Source organism: Exiguobacterium sp. GL_137, assembly GCF_057834585.1.
This window is the reverse complement of record NZ_CM174406.1, coordinates 807,286-826,332: the sequence shown is the minus strand read 5'-3', so window position 1 is coordinate 826,332 and position 19,047 is coordinate 807,286. Positions and strand designations below refer to the sequence as shown.

Genomic DNA, 19,047 nt, shown 5'->3' with positions numbered 1-19,047 from the left:
ATATTACAAAAACATATCACGCCTTTTTTAAAAGTGAATCCTGGTATTCACTTTTTTTATTTTTTCTTCTTTCCTGTTTTGCCAACAGTTTTCTCTTTCTTTTGAAAAAATTCAAAAAATGATTTACAAAAAGGAATGTTACTCCCTGATAATTTCCATATAATATTTTTAATGAAACTGTAACGGAGACTTGACCTATTTCTTGTTAGAGTAGAACAGGTAACATTTTAAAAAATGTATCTGATTAAGGAAGGAATGATTGATTCAACTATGAAATCATCTTTAAAACAAACACTCGGTCTGTCCCTCATGACGATGACATTACTCTTCAGTCCACTTGCCCATCCGGTCGGAGCAGCAAGTTCTTATAAAGAAAAACAGCAGCAAAACCAGCAACAACAGTCAAAGCAAAAGCAGGCACTCTCAAAAAAGACAGCTCAATTGTCAAAAGCCCAGCAAAAAGTCTATGCCCTTGATCAACAAATCAATGGATTGACATTGCAGGTCGTTGAAAATCAACAAAAAATTGATCGCAATCGTAAACAGATCAAACGATTGGAACAAAAAATTGATGCCTTGCGCGAAAAGATCAACAAGCAGGAAAAAATGTTAGGAGACCGGTTAGCAGTCCGCCAGTCGAAAGCAGATGAGGATCCGCTTCTCGAAGCCGTTTTCGGTGCCAAGGATGTCGGCGATATGATCAGCCGGTTTAATGCCTTTAATACGATTGCTGAAAGCGATGCTTCTTTATTAAAAGATTACGAACACAACAAACATCAATTGGCACTTGCTCAAAAAGAATTGAAGCAAACCCGTGTCGATTTGATTGATGATCGCACGCTTCTAAAAAAGAAACAACGTGAATTAACGGCAGAAAAAATCAAACGAACAACGTTGCTGAAACGCTTGAAGACAGAAAAACGTTCCATCGAAACGAACATCTTGAGCCTAAAAGATGCAGCCGCTCAATTGAAGGCACAAGAAGCTGCGGCCCGTTCAGCTGCCCGAGCTGCACGACTAGCAGAAAAACAAGCAGCCGCGCAATCGGCGCAACCTGCTTCTGTTACAAAAGCAAGTACAAAAGTCCTCTCCAAAGCAACTGGAAAGTTCATTAAACCGGCTGCCGGTTCCATTTCACAAGGAATGGGTGCTGCCAGCGGAAGTAACGGCTATGCGTATCATAACGGGATTGATTTTGCAGGTCCACTGAATTCGCCAGTCGTTGCTTCTGCGAGTGGAACTGTCATTTTGGCAAGCTCAGGCGGTCCTTACGGTAACCACGTGTATCTGTCGCACGGCATCGGCGGAAAAACGTACACGACCGTTTATGCGCACATGAATTCCCTGACCGTCAAACAAGGTCAACAGGTGAAACAAGGACAACAAATCGGTAACCTTGGAAGTACCGGAAATTCAACCGGTCCCCACCTTCATTTTGAGATTCATGACGGCGGTTATCAATACAATGCCAATGGCCGGACAAACGAACTGAATCCAAGTGACTTCTTTTAACTGTTGATGCAAAATCCCTCACCGGAATAACTCCGATGAGGGATTTTTTGATGTTTCTTTTTGAATTACAGTTTGAACTGGCTGGTTTGTTGATCGAGTGAAGTCGTCGTTTGTTCCAGTTCCAGCATCAACTGATGGATTTGTTCAAATGATGCTTGTTGGTCACGCATCGACGCTGCGACCTCTTCGTTCCCCGCAGCCAATTCTTCCATCACGCCACTGACTGAACTGACCTGATTGACCACTTGATTGGCCTGGTCTTTCGATTGAAGCAGCTGCGTTGTCATGAACTGAACAGCTTCCGTTACATCCGTCACATGTCCCCGGGTTTCTTCGAATGCTGCTGTCACCTCTGCAAAGTTTTGAACTTGGTGTGCTTGTTCTTTTTCAGATTGAAGTAACGCTTCCTGCAAAATTGCTCCGTCTGCCCGAATTGAACGAACCAAAGAGAAAATAGAGCGGGTTGCTTGATGTGTTTCATCCGCCAGCTTTTTCACTTCACTCGCAACGACAGCAAACCCGCGTCCCGCCTCTCCTGCCCGTGCTGCTTCGATTGCAGCATTTAACGATAGTAAATTCGTTTGTGCCGAGACACTTGAGACGAGTTGTGCCATCTGTTCGATTTGCTGTGTTTGTTGTAAGAATCCAGCCAACTTGCGACCGAGTTCCTGATTTTGGAGAGTAGCCGTCGTCAGTGATTCCGCTTGTTCCTGCATGATGGTGGCACTTTTCCCCATCGTCGTATCGGCGAGCTGTCCTTGACTCAATGCCTGTTGCGCCCGTTGTTCACTTTGTTCGAACAATGTACTCATATCCGTGATCGTACTGACGGTCGTTTGTAAGTCATCTGAGACGGTTTGCGTACCACTGGCCATTTCATTGATGGCATGTGTCATGTTTCCGGATACTTCAACGATATTGGCATTTTCAGCTGTCGCCTGTTCGCTCATCTGATTAATGGTCGTCGACGTTTGGCTAATCGTTCCAATGACGCCATGCAATGTCCCTTGCATTTGGGCGATTGCTGACTCAAGACGGCCAATTTCATCCGTCCGTCCTGATACCTGGAGTTGTTGTGAGACATCCCCTTGTGAAATCTGTTCCGCTGTTTTAACGACCCGGCTGATTGGACGGGTGATGCTCCGAGCAAAGTACCAATTGTAGAGTGCTAATGCAATCAAAAGGATGAATGTCGCGATTAAAACTGAACGCGTCAGATTCAACGTTTTGTCTTTCGCTTCTTGTTGCAGTACATCGTAAAATTCACCGTTCTTCGTATGTAACGTGTATAAATCGCTTAATACCCCTTCCACCTGAGCTGCATGGGAACGGATCGCGATTGGATTGAGCTCATTTAATAATGTCGTCCGTTTCTCTGCTAAGACCGTATACTTCATTTTGGCACGATTCAAATCGAGTTTAAACCGATCAATCAAATAAGTTTTTTGTAATGAATCAACAGCTTTTTCATTTTTTTTACTTAAGGCAAGTGCCTGTTCTTTTTGGTTTTCTGACGGCTGGCTTGCTAACCGGTTCCAGGCCGCCTGCTCATACAGTAACTTGGTCTCCAGTTCTGAAATCTCGACTAATTGTTTTCCATAATCCTCATTGTAGGACTGGATTTGCCGCAGCTCGAATAATGTCCAACCCATCAGGGCGACGACACTGACAATCGTCACGAGCGTCGAAATTAAAAATCGTTTTCGTAACGTCATTGGACCTTCACCTTGCCTTCCAGTATTTCTTGTTTCAATTGTTCGAGTCGTTGCAGTTCTTTTGCTGTAAAGTTGGCATTACGAATCGGTGCTAATTGAATGGCTCCATCTTTGACCCCTAACACGATTTGACCGGATTGAAGACCCGATGCCTTAACGCTGTCGCCAATTTTCGTAATCGCAAGATCGACCTGTTTTAACATCGACGTCATGACTGCGTCCGGTGCAATTGCCGTTTGATCACTGTCGACACCAATGGCCTTATTTCCTTTTTCTTCTGCCGCTTCCAGAACACCACTTCCGGTAAGCCCTGCCGCCGCATATAAAACATCCGCCTCTTTTTTCATTTGAGCGTTTGCCAGTTCCCGTCCTTTGTCCGGCGCAGCAAAGTCTTCCGCATAATCAACGAGGACACGGATGTCCGGATTAATCGCGGTTGCACCGGCCCGGTAGCCTTTTTCAAACTTTTCAATGAGCGGTGATTTCATACCGCCGATGAAACCAATCGTTTCACTGTCGGACTGAATCGCTGCCGCTGCTCCCGCCAGATAACTGCCTTCATCCTCTTTAAATGTGACGGATAATACATTCGGTAGTTCCGACACGGCATCAATCAGTGCAAACTGCTGTTTTGGGTACTGTTTGGCGACTTTCTCCAGGTCTGCCTGTCCCATGAAACCGAGACCGACGACAACGGTCGGCTGTTGTTTGGCTAATGTGGCAAATGCCGCTTCATATGACTTTGTTTCACTTAATTCTCTATAATCAATGAACCAGTCTTCTTTTTCACGCAGTAAGGACATGCCGCTCATCGCTGCATCACTGAACGATTGATCTCCTAATCCGACATCGGATAAAACGACTGCCATTTTTCGACGCTCCTTCACTGCTTGTTGCGGATCATCGATGATACTTCCACAACCTGCCAGACCGATTGTCAATACTAGTACGGACAAACTGAATCGTTTTGACATATTTCCACTTCCCTTCACTGTTCTACAATTGATTATCGGAAAGGTTGTCTGACTTCTTAACCTAAAAATCAAATTCAGAATTATCCCAAAATAAAAAAGCATGTCCTGTTCACAACCAAAGTTGTAGAACAGGACATGCTCGATAATCACTTTAAATTAATAATCACTGTCTGAAGAACCGCCTGTGACGATGGCGATTCCGGCAGAAGCACCGATGCGTGTGGCGCCAGCATCGATCATTGCTTTTGCTCCTTCGAAATCACGAACGCCGCCTGAAGCTTTGACACCAATGTCAGGTCCAACCGTTTCGCGCATAAGACGGATATCTTCCACCGTTGCGCCGCCTGTCGAGAAGCCAGTTGATGTCTTGACGAAATCTGCACCTGCTTTAACGGATAACTCAGCAGCTGTTTTAATTTCTTCTTTTGTTAAAAGACAGTTTTCGAAGATGACTTTGACGAGTGTACCGTTCGCTGCTTCAACAACCGCACGGATGTCGCGTTCAACAAGTGAAAGATCGCCGTCTTTCAATGCGCCGATATTTAAGACCATATCGATTTCTGTTGCACCGTTTTTGATAGCATCTTGCGTTTCGAATGCTTTTACTTCTGGTGTGTTTGCACCAAGTGGGAAGCCGATGACTGTACAGACTTTAACTGCGTCATCTGATTTCAAAAGTTCTGCCGCGAGTGCTACGTTTGTCGGATTGACACAGACACTTGCAAATTTGTATTCGAGTGCTTCCTTACAAAGTGTTTCGATTTGAGCACGTGACGTTTCTGCTTTTAAAGCGGTATGGTCTATCATTCCTGCTAAATTCATGATTCATTTCCTCCTTAAGGATATCCCTTAGACTCTGTTTTCATTCTATCACGCAAGAGGTCAGACTTCTATCTTTTTACGCGACTTTTCGTAACTGTTTTTTCCGAATCAATAAACCATTCAAGGTAAAGACCAGGGCAGCCGACCAAATGAATGTAAACGCAATCAAGTGCGTTCTCGTAAAGGGTTCATCGTACAGGAGAACACCGATGGCAAGCGACAATGTCGGAGCAACAAATTGCAGAAAACCGACGACCGTAAACGGAATCCGCTGCGCTCCAAATCCGAACAATAATAACGGAACAGCGGTAATGATACCTGTCAAAAAGAGTCCGATCATCACAAAGGGAGACGACGTAAATGTCTCTTGTCCACTGATACCCATGTATCCTAAGAACAGGATGGCAATCGGTAACGGAGCCAGTGTTTCAATCGTCAAACTGACCGTTGACTCAAGCGGCCGTTGTTTTTTGACGACACCGTAAAAACCAAAGCTGAAGGCCAGCGCCAGCGAAATCCAAGGAAACTTCCCATAACCGATCGTCAGAATCAAGACGCCGATCGTCGCAAGGAGAATCGCGAGCCATTCAATCCGTGACAGTTTCTCCCGGAAAAAGAACACCCCGAAAACGATGCTGACGATCGGATTGATGTAATACCCAAGCGATGCTTCGACAATAAAATTATGATTGACCGCCCAGATGTAGATGAACCAGTTCATGCTGATGATCAGTCCGTTCAGGAAAAAAAGACGACGGGTGAACGGGTTTTTCAATGCCCCTGTAAACTTCGGCAATGCTTTTTGAAGGGATAATAATAACAGTAAGAAAATAAACGACCAGACGATTCGGTGGGCTAATATCTCTTCACTCGAGACGGTCGCAAGTAATTTCCAGTAGATCGGCAACAAACCCCAAATGATATAGGCGGATAATGTTGCGATAAAACCTGATTTATTCATGAATAATTTCCTCTTTTCTCAATCACGATACTTTTTTCATTTTCATTCGTCCGCTTGATATCCCACTGATTGTAAAGACAGCGACGGCCAGCCAAATGAACAGGAACGCGATGAAGTGAATCGGTGTAAAGACGTCATTGAATAAAAAGACTCCGAGAATCAAGGTCAAGGTCGGAGCGATATATTGTAAAATCCCGACATAGACGAACGGGATTTTCGGCATTCCGTATCCAAACAACATCAATTGAATCGCCGTTGCCACTCCTAACATGACGATCGCGAACAAAGCTTCCGTCGGCAAGGCGAGCGGATTCGCTCCGGTCAGACCAAGCGTCAACAAAGCAAAAGGCAGCGTGACCAGTGTTTCAAGAAACAGACCGGATAACGGTTCTGCCGCCGCCTTCTTTTTAAGAACGCCGTAAAAAGCAAATGAGATGGCGAGCGAAAACGCGATGATCGGAAACTTTCCGTACCCGAACGTTAAAATCAGGACACCCGTGACGGCACTCACGATTGCGAGCAACTGGGCCCGGTTCAGACGTTCACCGAAAAATAATAAGCCGAACAAGACACTGACCAGTGGATTAATATAATAGCCGAGTGACGACTCGACGAGATACCCTTCGCCGATTGCGTATAAATACAAGGTCCAGTTTCCCCCAAGGACGAGTCCTGCCGCTAAAACGGTATTCCGTTGACGTTTGCTTCGCCAAAGTTGCTTGACGTGCTTAAACTTCCCTGTCAGTCGCAGTAACAACGTGACAAAGATAAAAGCACTGATGATGCGAATCGAGACGACCGTCCAGGCCGGTATTTGATCCGCAAACAGTTTGTAGATCGGTAACAATCCTCCAATCACATAGGCGACGAACGTCGCACTCATTCCCCGTTTATCCACGATGAACCCCCTTCAATGTATACAAGTAAAGCCGCCATCATCATGGCGACTTTTCAGCTTATTGTTGATCGAGAATCTGGAACAATGTCTTCATTTCCGACTCCGTCAAATCACGCCATTCCCCGATTGGTAAATCACCGAGTTCGATGTTCATGATTCGGACGCGCTGCAGGCGTTTGACACGATAACCGAACTCTTTACACATACGGCGAATTTGTCGGTTCAATCCTTGTGTCAAAACGATTCGGAACGTCCGCGACTCGAGCTGTTCGACGACACATTCCTTCGTCGTCGTTCCCAGAATCTCGACGCCGCTTGCCATTCCTTCGATAAATGTTTCCGTAATCGGTGCATCGACCGTCACGATATACTCTTTATCGTGATTGTTTTCTGCCCGTAAAATCCGGTTGACGATATCTCCGTCATTCGTCAGGATAATCAATCCGTCCGAGTCTTTATCGAGTCGTCCGATCGGGAAAATCCGTTTCGGATGATTGACGAAATCAATGATATTACCTTCAATGTCACGTTCCGTCGTACATGTGATGCCGACCGGTTTGTTTAAAATCAAATACTCGAGTTCCGGCTTTGCTTGAAGCGGATGTCCGTCAATTTCGACGGCGTCCGTTTTTTCGACCTGCGAGCCGAGCTCAGCTACATTTCCGTTAATTGTCACACGTCCGGCATCGATGAGCTTATCTGCTGCCCGGCGGGAACAAAATCCTGTTTCACTAATAAATTTATTGATTCGCATAAGTGGATGTCCTCTTTCTCTTTTGTAATCTTTACTCAGTGTAGCGTATCCGTTACCTGAAAACAAAATAATTTATTGGCAGGAAAACAAAATTCGCCTTCCTGTAATCAGAAGGCGAATTCCTTTTAGATGGCTTGCTCTTTTAACGTCTCCATGACGCGAACGAATTGCCCATCGTTCATCGGGTAACCTGCTTTTATGATTTTGACGCGAACGAGTTGACCAATCAATGATTCGTCTCCTTCGATGGCGACACGTAAGTAATTATCCGTATAACCGACGAGACGGCCACCTGCTTCTTCCGAAAATTCTTCCGGAATGATTTCAAGCAGTTCTCCTTCATACTTCGATGCATATTCTTTTGCCAGCTGATCCGACAAGGCAATCAAGCGGGCGACACGTTGTTCTTTGATGTGCTCCTCGACCTGATCATCCATCATCGCAGCCGGTGTCCCCGTACGTTTTGAATACGGGAAAACATGCAATTCACTGAACTTATGGTCGTTGATGAAGTTAAACGTCTCCATGAACTCATCTTCCGTCTCTCCCGGGAAACCGACGATAACATCTGATGTAATTGCACAATCCGGCAAGACTTCTTTTAAGCGGGTAATCCGTTCACCGAACTCCGACATCGTGTATTTCCGGCGCATCCGGCGTAACACGGTATCCGATGCCGATTGAATCGGAACATGGAGATGGCGGACGACGATCGGTGACTCTTTGAGGACGTCTAATACTTCATCCGTGATTTGGCTCGCTTCAATCGACGAAATCCGAAGCCGTTCGAGACCTGTCACGGATTCCAAAGCTTTTAACAATTTCGCCAAGTTGTAGTCTTTGAGATCTTCCCCGTAACCGCCTGTATGAATGCCGGTCAGGACAATTTCTTTGTATCCTGCGTCGACAAGCTGTTGCGCCTGCTTCAGGACATCTTCCGGTTGACGCGAACGCATCAGACCGCGTGCCCAGGGAATGATACAGAACGTGCAGAAGTTGTTGCATCCTTCTTGAATCTTCAAGGAAGCCCGTGTCCGGTCGGTAAAAGCCGGCACGTCGAGTTCTTCGTAGATTTTCGCTTTCATGATGTTACCGACGGCATTGATCGGCATCCGTTCTTCCCGGAACTGTTCGATATAACCAATCATCTTATGACGGTCCTGTGTTCCGACGACGACATCGACTCCTGGAATCGCCATGATTTCAGCCGGTGACGTCTGCGCATAACACCCGGTGACACAGATGACGCTGTCCGGATTTTGACGGATGGCCCGTCGAATGACTTGCCGGCTCTTTTTATCACCCGTATTCGTTACTGTACATGTATTGACGACGTAGACGTCGGCATGATCTGCAAAGTCGACACGTCCATATCCCGCATCCTTGAACAGTTGCCAGACGGCTTCTGTCTCGTAATGATTGACTTTACAACCAAGCGTTTGAAAGGCTACCGTTGCCATTTCACTCACCCTTTCAATTCAAAATGATACGATACGGCGGACAGGACATAGAGTGGTGCAGTTTCCGTCCGTAAAATCCGTCGTCCGAGGGATGCCGGCACGAAACCGCCAGCGGTTAAACGCGATACTTCTGTTTCCGTCAGTCCACCTTCCGGACCAATCACAACCAATAAGGAGTCCCCGGACTGAAGCCGGGACAGCGTAGAAGCGAAAGCTGCCGTCTCCCCTTCTTTCGCCGATTCTTCATAAGCGATCAAACACGCCGTATAATCAGCAGCACGTTGTAGGACTTCATCATACGTCACATACTCAATCGTCGGCAAGTGTGCCCGGTAGGATTGTTCCGCTGCTTCTTTACTGATTTTTTGTAGGCGTTCCAGCTTTTTCGGGATTTTTTTCGCATCCCATTTCGAGACCGAACGGGCCGATTCGAACACAAGCAGACGGCTGATCCCAAGCTCCGTCGCTTTTTGGGCAACGAGTTCGACTTTATCCCCTTTTGGTAAGGCATAAGCAATCGTCACGTGAATTGGAAGTTCCGTCTCAATCGGCAATTCTTCAAGCATTTCTGCGACGGCAGTTTGCTTATCAAGTTGCTCGAGTCGGCAACGGAACAGTCCTGTGCCGTCTAACACTAAAATCTCATCCCCGACATCCATCCGCATGACATTTTTCATATGATGCGCGTCGTCTTTGGGCAGTGTAAAGGTATTTCCCGCACGTGCGGTCTGTTCGACGAAATATCGTTGCATCGGCTTAAGCCTCACGTTTCGCGATAATGACGACCCAGTCCTCAAGCTTCGTCGTCTCGACGATGGTAAATCCGGCGGCTACCATCGCGTCACGTACCATGTCTTTTTTCTGACCGATGATTCCGGAAGCGATGAAGTGACCGCCCGGCAAAGTCAGTTCATAAGCATCGTTGACGAACAGCAAGATGACTTCGGCTAAGATGTTCGCGACGATCAACTCAACCGGTTCTTTAAGTTCTTTCATTAAATCGCCTTGGCGGACCGTCACTTGCTGACTGACCTGGTTCAATGCCACATTGTCCGTCGCGGAACGAACAGCGACTTCATCCAAATCAAGGGCAAAGACGTCTTTTGCTCCGAGTTTAGCTGCTGCAATCGCAAGCACACCGGAACCGGTTCCGACATCGACGACACGATCATTTTCTTGAAGATAGTTTTCGATTGCCTGGATACAGAGAACTGTCGTCGGATGTGTTCCGGTTCCGAATGCCATTCCGGGATCGAGTTCGATGATTTTTTCATCGGGTTGCGGTGTGTAGTCTTCCCACATCGGTACAACCGTTAAATGACGGCTGATTTTAACCGGTTTATAAAACTGCTTCCACGAATGGGCCCAGTCTTCCTCATCGACTTGTGTCAGCGTGACAGTTCCTGCACCAATCGTCAGACCGAATTTCGTCAGCATCTGAATGTCGCGTTCGATTCCTTTGATCGTATCCGTCAAATCACTGCTTTCCGCAAGATACGCTTTGACGAGTACACCGCTGTCCGGATATTCATCGCGCTTCTTCTCATCCCAAATCTCACCGAAGTTATCTTCACGGTGTGACATCATCTCGAAATCTTCGACGTCCTCGATGACGACACCGCTTGCTCCTGCTTCATGTAAGATGTTCGAGACTGCTTCGATTGCTTCTTGTGTCGTATGGACACAGACTTCCGACCATTTCATTTCCTGTCACGCTCCTTTAGTGATCACCCTGTAAAGAATGTTTTGATGCGGCTGAATACGCCTTCGTGTTGTTCTTCGACACCTTTTTCATCACTGATTTCGTTGAACTCACGAAGCAGTTCTTTTTGACGGTCTGTCAGGTTTTTTGGTGTAATGATGACGACATTGACATACTGATCCCCGTGATGGCCTGAGCGGACGTTTGGCATCCCTTTGCCGCGCAGACGGAACCGTGACCCGGTTTGTGTGCCGGCTGGAATTTTCAAGCTGACTTTTCCGTGAACAGTCGGTACTTCGATTTCATCTCCTAGCGTCGCTTGGGCGAACGTGAGCGGCATATCCATGACGATATGATCATCCACACGCTCAAATAATTCATGTTCCCGGACACGGACGACGACATACAAATCACCGAATGGTCCGCCGTTCACACCGGCTTCCCCTTTACCTGCCAGACGAATCTGTTGACCGTTGTCGATCCCGGCTGGAATCTTGACGCGGACATCTTTATTTTTACGGACACGACCGGCTCCGCGGCATGTTTCACACGGTTCTTTGACGATTTGTCCACGACCGTGGCATGTCGAACACGTCGTTTGATTGACGACACGTCCGAACATCGTATTTTGCTCGACGTTGATGTGTCCCGATCCACCACAACGTTTACACGTTTCCGGATGCGTTCCCGGCTTAGCACCCGAACCGTGACACGTTCCGCAGTCTTCTTCAACTGGAATCGTAATGACTTTCTCGACTCCGGAAAAAGCTTCCATGAAGTCGATTTCTTCGACATACTGTAAATCCTGTCCTTTACGTGGGGCATTCGGATCCTGACGACGTCCGCCGCCGAAGAACATATCAAAGATGTCGCCGAAACCTTCCGCTCCGCCGAAGCCACCGCCGCCTTGCGATGGATCCTGGTGACCAAACTGGTCGTAACGGGCACGTTGATTGTCGTCTGACAAGACTTCATAGGCTTCCGATAATTCTTTGAACTTTTGATCGGCATCTGCCTCTTTATTGACATCCGGATGGTAGGTCCGGGCAAGTTTCCGGTAAGCTCGTTTGATTTCTGCTGCTGAGGCATCGCGCGCGACGCCCAACACTTCATAATAATCGCGTTTTTCCACGTGCATTCTTCCTCTCTTTAGGTCCGATTCATTTCATACTGTTTGATTTTACCGAACTTCAGGCGACATGGAAAGAGCCAAAGCGCGGATTACGCTTTGGCTCTCTCTAGCGCCCGAAAAATCGGTCGGTTACTTATTTGTTGTCTTTGTCGTCGACTTCTTCAAATTCAGCGTCCATGACATTGTCGTCTTGTCCGCCTGCTTGCGCACCTTCAGCGCCCGCTTGTTGTTGAGCCATGTTTTCGTAAACTTTTTGCGTCAATTCTTGAACGACTGTTGATAATTCGTCTTTCGCAGCACGAATTGCTTCGATGTCTGTTCCTGCGAGGGCAGCTGTAACTTTTTCTTTTGCTGCTTCCGCTTTTTCTTTATCTGCTGCGTCAATTTGCTCACCGAGATCTTTGACTGCTTTATCTGTTGCGAAGACGAGTTGATCCGCTTCGTTGCGAAGTTCCACTTCTTCTTTACGTTTGTTATCCGCATCTGCGTTCGCTTCCGCATCTTTGACCATTTGGTCGATGTCCGCTTCAGTCAAGCCGCTTGATGATTGGATTGTGATTGACTGTTCTTTGTTCGTACCAAGATCTTTCGCTGATACGTTGACGATTCCGTTTGCATCGATATCGAATTTAACTTCGATTTGCGGCACACCGCGTTGTGCTGGCGGAATGTCTGTCAATTGGAAACGACCAAGCGTTTTGTTATCTGACGCCATCGGACGTTCCCCTTGAAGAACATGGATGTCAACGGCTGGCTGGTTATCAGCAGCTGTTGAGAAGACTTGTGATTTTGAAGTCGGGATCGTCGTGTTACGGTCGATCAGCTTCGTCATCACGCTACCCATTGTTTCGATCCCGAGCGAGAGTGGTGTAACGTCGAGAAGGACAACGTCTTTGACATCCCCTGTTAATACGCCACCTTGGACTGCTGCTCCGAGGGCAACGACTTCATCCGGGTTAACCCCTTTGAACGATTCTTTGCCTGTGAAATCTTGAACTGCTTTTTGAACTGCAGGAATACGAGTCGATCCACCAACGAGGATGATTTTATCGATTTTGTCCGGTGTCATGCCAGCATCGCTGAGAGCACGACGAGTTGGTGCCATCGTCCGTTCTACGAGATCAGCTGTCAAATCGTCGAACTTCGCACGTGACAATGTCATTTCAAGGTGAAGCGGACCTGCTGCGCCGGCCGTGATGAACGGAAGACTGATTTGTGTGGAAGAGACGCCTGAGAGGTCTTTCTTCGCTTTTTCAGCAGCGTCTTTCAAACGTTGAAGCGCCATTTTATCTTGTGCAAGATCAATGCCGTTGTCTTTTTTGAATTCTGCGACTAGATGATCGATGATTTTTTGGTCAAAGTCATCGCCACCAAGACGGCTGTCACCGGCAGTTGAAACAACTTCGAAGACACCGTCTCCAAGTTCAAGGATCGAAACGTCGAATGTACCGCCACCTAAGTCATAGATAAGGATTGTGTGGTCTTCGCCTTTTTCAAGACCGTAAGCAAGTGCTGCTGCCGTCGGCTCGTTGATGATCCGTTTGACGTCAAGACCAGCGATTGTTCCTGCATCTTTTGTTGCTTGGCGTTCTGCATCGTTGAAGTAAGCCGGAACCGTGATGACCGCTTCCGTTACTTTTTCACCGAGGTAGTCTTCCGCTTGTGCTTTGAGTTTTTGAAGAATGATGGCAGATACTTCTTGTGGTGTGTAGTCTTTGCCTTCTACTTCAACTTTATAGTCTGTACCCATATGACGTTTGATCGACATGATTGTGTTCGGGTTTGTGATGGCTTGACGTTTTGCGACTTCCCCGACTTGACGCTCACCGTTTTTGAAAGCAACGACAGATGGCGTCGTACGGTTTCCTTCAGCGTTTGCGATAACGACAGGCTCTCCGCCTTCCATTACTGCGACACATGAGTTTGTTGTTCCTAAGTCAATACCAATGATTTTTGCCATGATAAATTCCTCACCTTCAAATAGTTAGTAGTGTTAAATCAGATCGAAACGTAGATTATTCTGCGACTTTGACCATACTTGGACGAATGACACGATCGTGTAATTTGTATCCTTTTTGGAATTCCGCTGTGACGACACCTGATTCGTGTTCTTCACTCGGCTCCTGAACGACTGCCTGATGCAGGTTCGGATCAAAGGCTTCCCCGACTGCTGGAATCTCGATGACACCTTCATTTTGAAGTGTTTCCACCAATTGGCGTTTGACCATCTCGACACCGGCAAGGACAGATTTTGTCTCTTCGTTGTCCGATTCGATTTGAAGCGCACGGTCAAGATTATCGACTAATGGGAGCAACTTCTCGACGATTGTCTGCGAAGAATATTTCGCACGGTTTTCGGCTTCAATCCGGTTCCGGCGTTTGAAGTTGTCAAAATCCGCACGGAGGCGTAATTCTGATGCTTTCGCTTCTGCGAGTTGTGCCTCAAAGTCAGGTGCCGCCGGCTCTTCGACGAGATCCGCCTGGACGACTTCTTCTTCTGTTACTTCAACTGTGTCTGCTTCTGTTTGTTGCTCGTTTGTTTCTTCAGTATTGAGGTTTTGATTCTGTTTATTTTCTTCCACTCTGAATCGAGCCCCTTTCTATATTCAATCCAAGTTGTTTTTACGCAACTCGGTTTGGAATGCTTGTAAAAGATGAATGATCGAATTGATGCCTCGATTATAATCCATCCGTTTTGGACCAATCAGAGCCAATGTTCCGAGCGAAACGCCGTCAACGGAATAATGGGCACGAATCACACTGCAGTCTTTTAAGGCATCGACGTTATTTTCGCTGCCGATCGTAATCAAAATCTGATTATCGAGACTCGGACTCAAGAAATCGAACAAAGCTTCCTGTTGTTCAATCAATTCGAGGACCGGACGCAGTTTCGCGACATCCTGAAACTCAGGTTGATCAAACATGTTCGCTTTCCCCCCGAGATAAATCAAAGGGCGTTCCTCATGCTGATCCGTCAAGACGATATCGAGTGCTTTTGACAGCAGCGTCGTCTGCTCCGAATGTTCGGAACGGAACCGCCTGATTTCTTCAAGCAGACGGAGACGCAACTGACTGAGCGGCGTTCCGCGTAACGTCTGGTTCAACCGTTCCATCAAGCGACCGGCCGCCTCACGTGAGAGAGCTTCCGCGAGCTGAAGTGTCTTATGTTCGACGTGACCGGTTTCTGTCACAAGAACGATGACGACACGTCCTTCCGCCAAGGGAATCAGCTCTAAATGATGGAGACGTTGTCCTTCTTCTTTTGGACCTAATACAAGCGTCGTATAATGTGTCAATTCGCTCAACAAGTCCGCTGTATGACGGATTAACCGATCATTTTCATTCACGGAATGGGCAAATAACGATTTTAACGCTTTTGCCTCTTGCGGTGAGATGCTTTCCGGACGAATCAGATGATCGACGTAAAATCGATATCCGAGCTCAGATGGAATTCGGCCGGCAGAAGTATGCGGCTTTTCAATCAATCCCATTTCTTCGAGGTCCGCCATCTCATTTCGAATGGTCGCGGAACTGAACGTCACGTCACTCCGTTTTGAGAGCGTCCGTGAGCCGACGGGTTGAGCGGTTTTGATATAATCATCGACGATTGTACGTAAAATCAACAATTGGCGATCCGTCAGCACCTTCTTCACCACCTTATTTTGTTAGCACTCACTTTTAACGAGTGCTAATTACATCTTTACTATAAGGAATCCTGGAAATGATGTCAACCAATTTGCTGAACCCTTTGAAGACTTTCCCATTCTGCGATACAGTGAAACAAACGACGCAAAGGATGAGGTCTATGCTCGAACTGTTTGCCATGGCCGGTGTATTCGTTTGGGTGTTCATCGCGATCATCGGAACGACCGCCTATTTTTTACGAAAACCGAAAAAATAAAACGGCGTCGACATACTTTCGTATGGACGCCGTTTTCATTCGTACGGTCTTACTATTCTCTTACCCTTCGACTTCCGCTTCCCCGATGAACTCGGCAAACACTTCGTTAGCGAGCGGTACACCCGTGTCCGTTAAACGAAGATGGGTCGTTGTCCGCTCGACGAGTCCGCGTGGTAACAGTCTCGCGATCGTCTGTCCAAACACTTGATCAAGCGAATGCCCGTATTTTTCTTCGAAGTGTCGTTCCGACACCCCTTCTTTCATCCGTAATCCGAGGAACATCTCTTCTTCCATCCGTTCGACTTCCGTCAACGGCGTCTCATTTCGGACCGGTAAACCCTCTGCTTTGATATAGTGCGGAATCGGTGCAATGTTCGCACGCCGTGTCTTGTTGATGTAACTGTGTGACCCGGCACCAAATCCGTAATATTCGTCGTTTTCCCAGTAGACCCGGTTATGCCGGCTTTCCCGACCCGGTAAGGAAAAGTTTGAAATCTCATATTGATGCAATCCACCGGCTTCAATCGTTTCAATCATTAAGCGGTACATATCCGCTTCTAAATCCTGTGTCGGTAACGGCAACTTCCCTTTTCGTTCCTGAATCGCAAAAACCGTATGCGGCTCAAGAATCAACGAATACGACGAGATATGGGTAATCGGTAAACGTAACGCCCGTTCGACATCGTATTTGACTTGGTCGAGCGTTTGATTCGGCAGACCAAACATCAAGTCAACCGAAATGTTGTCAAACCGTTTTGCGGCATGTTCGAGCGTCTCGGCAACTTTGGCTTCCCGGTGCGTCCGGCCGATGCGCTCGAGTAATCCGTCATCAAACGACTGGACCCCAAAGCTGACCCGGTTGACGCCGCCCGCTTTCATGATGTCGAGTTTTTCCGGTGAGACACCGTCCGGATTCGATTCGACCGTATATTCAAGAGCGTCATCCGCCAGCGGCAGGAGATGCTTCGCGATGATATCCATCAGACGTTGCATCTGATCTTCGTTTAAGGCGGTCGGTGTTCCTCCGCCGATAAAGATCGTTTCGAGCCGATCAGTCGGGTACTGTTGTAACGTCAGCTCGATTTCCCGTTCCAACGCATCGAGATACTCGTCGACCGGCTGATTTTTTAAAAAGACTTTATTAAAGTCACAGTAATAACAAATATGCTCACAAAACGGAATGTGGACATATGCGGCGCGTGGAGTCATTTCGCCTCATCCTTTCTTCACTTAAACAGAAAAAGGGTGCGCCAGAAACGCCCCCTTTGTGTCTTCCTTAATCTTCATCCATCGACAGAACCGACATGAAGGCTTCTTGCGGTACCTCTACCGAGCCTACCATCTTCATGCGTTTCTTACCTTCTTTTTGCTTCTCGAGCAATTTACGTTTACGCGAGATGTCTCCGCCGTAACACTTGGCGAGAACGTTTTTCCGTAACGCTTTGATTGTCGAACGGGCGACAATCTTCGTTCCGACGGCCGCTTGAATTGGTACTTCGAACTGCATCCGCGGAATGAGTGCTTTTAATTTATCAACGATGACTTTCCCACGTTCGTACGCAAAATCACGGTGAACGATGAAACTCAAGGCATCGACGTTTTCATTGTTGAGTAAGATATCCATCTTAACAAGACGCGATTGCTGATAGCCGATCAATTCATAATCCAGCGACGCATATCCTTTTGTGCTTGATTTCAACTGATCAAAGAAATCATAGACGATTTCCGATAACGGGAGTTCATACGTGATTTTAACACGTGCCGTATCGATGTATTCCATATCAATAAACGTTCCGCGTTTCTTTTGACAGAGCTCCATGATAGCACCGACATAGTCGTTTGGTGTCATAACGGCTGCTTTAACGTATGGCTCTTCAATGAACTCGACTTTTTGTTGTTCCGGCATCTTCGACGGGTTATCGACATGGAGTACTTCTCCGGCCGTCGTCGTCACATGATAGATAACCGATGGAGCCGTCGTGATCATATCGATGTTGAATTCGCGTTCGATCCGTTCCTGAATGATTTCCATGTGAAGCATACCAAGGAATCCGCAACGGAAACCGAATCCGAGCGCCTGTGATGTTTCCGGCTCGAATTCAAGTGCTGCGTCACTCAATTGAAGACGTTCGAGCGCTTCACGCAAATCATTATAGCGTGCCGCGTCAATCGGATACAGACCACAGTATACCATCGGGTTCATCTTCCGGTATCCCGGTAAAGCTTCTGTCGCCGGTTGTTTCGCCAAGGTAATCGTATCCCCGACGCGAACATCACCAACTGTTTTAATCGAAGCCGATAACGTACCGACATCTCCTACCGTCAATTCTTTTTGACGGAGCGGTTTCGGTGTCGAGACCGCGAGTTCCAAGACCTCAAAGTCTTTTCCGGTCGACATCATCCGAATCTTGTCACCGACTTTCACCGTCCCGTTGACGACACGAATCGACGCGACGACACCACGGTAGGCATCGTAATACGAATCGAAAATCAACGCTTCGAGCGGTGCTTCCGGGTCACCCGTCGGTGCCGGAACTTTCGCAACGATTTGTTCGAGGATCTCTTCAATCCCGATACCGGCTTTCGCGGATGTCGGAACCGCTTCAGAAGCATCCAGTCCAATTACGTCTTCAATCTCTTGACGAACACGTTCGACGTCTGCTGAAGGCAAATCAATCTTATTGATGATCGGCAAGATTTCCAAGTCGTTATCCAGTGCCAAATACACGTTAGCCAGTGTTTGTGCTTCGATGCCTTGCGCCGCATCAACGACGAGGACAGCTCCTTCACAAGCTGCGAGGGAACGGGAAACTTCGTATGTGAAGTCGACGTGTCCCGGTGTATCAATCAGATGGAGGATATATTCCTCACCATCTTTTGCCGTATACTTCAATTGAACAGCATTCAACTTAATGGTAATCCCACGTTCACGTTCCAAATCCATCGCATCCAGTGTCTGATCTTTCATCTCACGTGATGTCAAAGCACCTGTTTTTTCTAAAATACGGTCAGCAAGTGTCGATTTCCCGTGGTCGATATGAGCGATGATAGAGAAATTACGAATACTTTTTTGCCGCTTTAAACGATCTGCATTATTCATGTTTATAGTCACCTTACCTTATAGTCAAACGTACATACGCTTCATTATACCAAAAATCACACGGGGTGCACCATCTCGTTTTGTTTTCCAAAAAAACAAAAATCGAAAGAAACCCT

The 19,047-nt window shown here is 47.1% G+C and carries 16 protein-coding genes; 1 reads left to right on the top strand and 15 read right to left on the bottom strand.

All coding sequences use genetic code 11. The annotated features are described in order from the left end of the window. Positions 1 to 255 precede the first annotated feature (255 nt). The gene (locus AC3IRK_RS04290; RefSeq protein ID WP_489170442.1) at positions 256 to 1,512 is read left to right on the top strand and encodes a murein hydrolase activator EnvC family protein; all 1,257 of its coding nucleotides are present in this window, start codon (positions 256 to 258) and stop codon (positions 1,510 to 1,512) included. A gap of 65 nt (positions 1,513 to 1,577) precedes the next feature. Here AC3IRK_RS04290 and AC3IRK_RS04285 read toward each other — a convergent pair whose 3' ends face one another. From AC3IRK_RS04285 to lepA, 15 genes are all read right to left on the bottom strand, one after another. Beyond that, complete coding sequence (locus tag AC3IRK_RS04285) at positions 1,578 to 3,227, bottom strand: methyl-accepting chemotaxis protein (protein WP_489170441.1); 1,650 nt, start codon at positions 3,225 to 3,227, stop codon at positions 1,578 to 1,580. Beyond that, on the bottom strand, positions 3,224 to 4,201 hold the full coding sequence (locus AC3IRK_RS04280) for a BMP family lipoprotein (protein ID WP_131973222.1): 978 nt from the start codon (positions 4,199 to 4,201) through the stop codon (positions 3,224 to 3,226). The genes AC3IRK_RS04285 and AC3IRK_RS04280 overlap by 4 nt, the downstream gene beginning before the upstream one ends. A gap of 156 nt (positions 4,202 to 4,357) precedes the next feature. Next, entirely contained in the window at positions 4,358 to 5,023 is a 666-nt protein-coding gene (gene deoC / locus AC3IRK_RS04275) for a deoxyribose-phosphate aldolase (RefSeq protein WP_026829012.1), read from the bottom strand. Positions 5,024 to 5,099: 76 nt separating this feature from the next. After that, positions 5,100 to 5,984 carry an EamA family transporter RarD gene (rarD, locus tag AC3IRK_RS04270; protein WP_131503934.1) on the bottom strand — a complete coding sequence of 295 codons (885 nt, stop codon included), beginning with the start codon at positions 5,982 to 5,984 and terminating at the stop codon, positions 5,100 to 5,102. 22 nt (positions 5,985 to 6,006) lie between these two features. Then, entirely contained in the window at positions 6,007 to 6,882 is an 876-nt protein-coding gene (rarD, locus tag AC3IRK_RS04265) for an EamA family transporter RarD (RefSeq protein WP_131503933.1), read from the bottom strand. A 58-nt stretch (positions 6,883 to 6,940) separates the two neighbouring features. Beyond that, entirely contained in the window at positions 6,941 to 7,636 is a 696-nt protein-coding gene (gene rluF, locus AC3IRK_RS04260; RefSeq protein WP_131503932.1) for a 23S rRNA pseudouridine(2604) synthase RluF, read from the bottom strand. 125 nt (positions 7,637 to 7,761) lie between these two features. Further along, entirely contained in the window at positions 7,762 to 9,096 is a 1,335-nt protein-coding gene (gene mtaB, locus AC3IRK_RS04255; protein ID WP_131973224.1) for a tRNA (N(6)-L-threonylcarbamoyladenosine(37)-C(2))-methylthiotransferase MtaB, read from the bottom strand. 5 nt (positions 9,097 to 9,101) lie between these two features. Further along, the gene (locus AC3IRK_RS04250; RefSeq protein ID WP_131973225.1) at positions 9,102 to 9,848 is read right to left on the bottom strand and encodes a 16S rRNA (uracil(1498)-N(3))-methyltransferase; all 747 of its coding nucleotides are present in this window, start codon (positions 9,846 to 9,848) and stop codon (positions 9,102 to 9,104) included. Between the two features lie 4 nt (positions 9,849 to 9,852). Beyond that, positions 9,853 to 10,800 carry a 50S ribosomal protein L11 methyltransferase gene (gene prmA / locus AC3IRK_RS04245; RefSeq protein ID WP_489170440.1) on the bottom strand — a complete coding sequence of 316 codons (948 nt, stop codon included), beginning with the start codon at positions 10,798 to 10,800 and terminating at the stop codon, positions 9,853 to 9,855. A gap of 23 nt (positions 10,801 to 10,823) precedes the next feature. Beyond that, positions 10,824 to 11,930: a molecular chaperone DnaJ gene (gene dnaJ, locus AC3IRK_RS04240; RefSeq protein ID WP_012369687.1), complete on the bottom strand. Its 1,107-nt coding sequence runs from the start codon at positions 11,928 to 11,930 to the stop codon at positions 10,824 to 10,826. Positions 11,931 to 12,063: 133 nt separating this feature from the next. Continuing rightward, positions 12,064 to 13,890, bottom strand: coding sequence for a molecular chaperone DnaK (gene dnaK, locus AC3IRK_RS04235; protein ID WP_131503928.1), 1,827 nt, complete (start codon positions 13,888 to 13,890; stop codon positions 12,064 to 12,066). Positions 13,891 to 13,945: 55 nt separating this feature from the next. Continuing rightward, positions 13,946 to 14,512, bottom strand: a complete 567-nt coding sequence (grpE, locus tag AC3IRK_RS04230; RefSeq protein WP_489170439.1) for a nucleotide exchange factor GrpE — start codon at positions 14,510 to 14,512, stop codon at positions 13,946 to 13,948. Between the two features lie 24 nt (positions 14,513 to 14,536). After that, positions 14,537 to 15,574, bottom strand: coding sequence for a heat-inducible transcriptional repressor HrcA (gene hrcA / locus AC3IRK_RS04225; protein ID WP_489170438.1), 1,038 nt, complete (start codon positions 15,572 to 15,574; stop codon positions 14,537 to 14,539). A 317-nt stretch (positions 15,575 to 15,891) separates the two neighbouring features. Then, entirely contained in the window at positions 15,892 to 17,040 is a 1,149-nt protein-coding gene (gene hemW / locus AC3IRK_RS04220; RefSeq protein WP_489170437.1) for a radical SAM family heme chaperone HemW, read from the bottom strand. Positions 17,041 to 17,107: 67 nt separating this feature from the next. Beyond that, a complete protein-coding gene (lepA, locus tag AC3IRK_RS04215) occupies positions 17,108 to 18,931 on the bottom strand; it encodes a translation elongation factor 4 (RefSeq protein ID WP_114596442.1) in 1,824 nt (607 codons plus the stop codon). Positions 18,932 to 19,047: the final 116 nt, after the last annotated feature.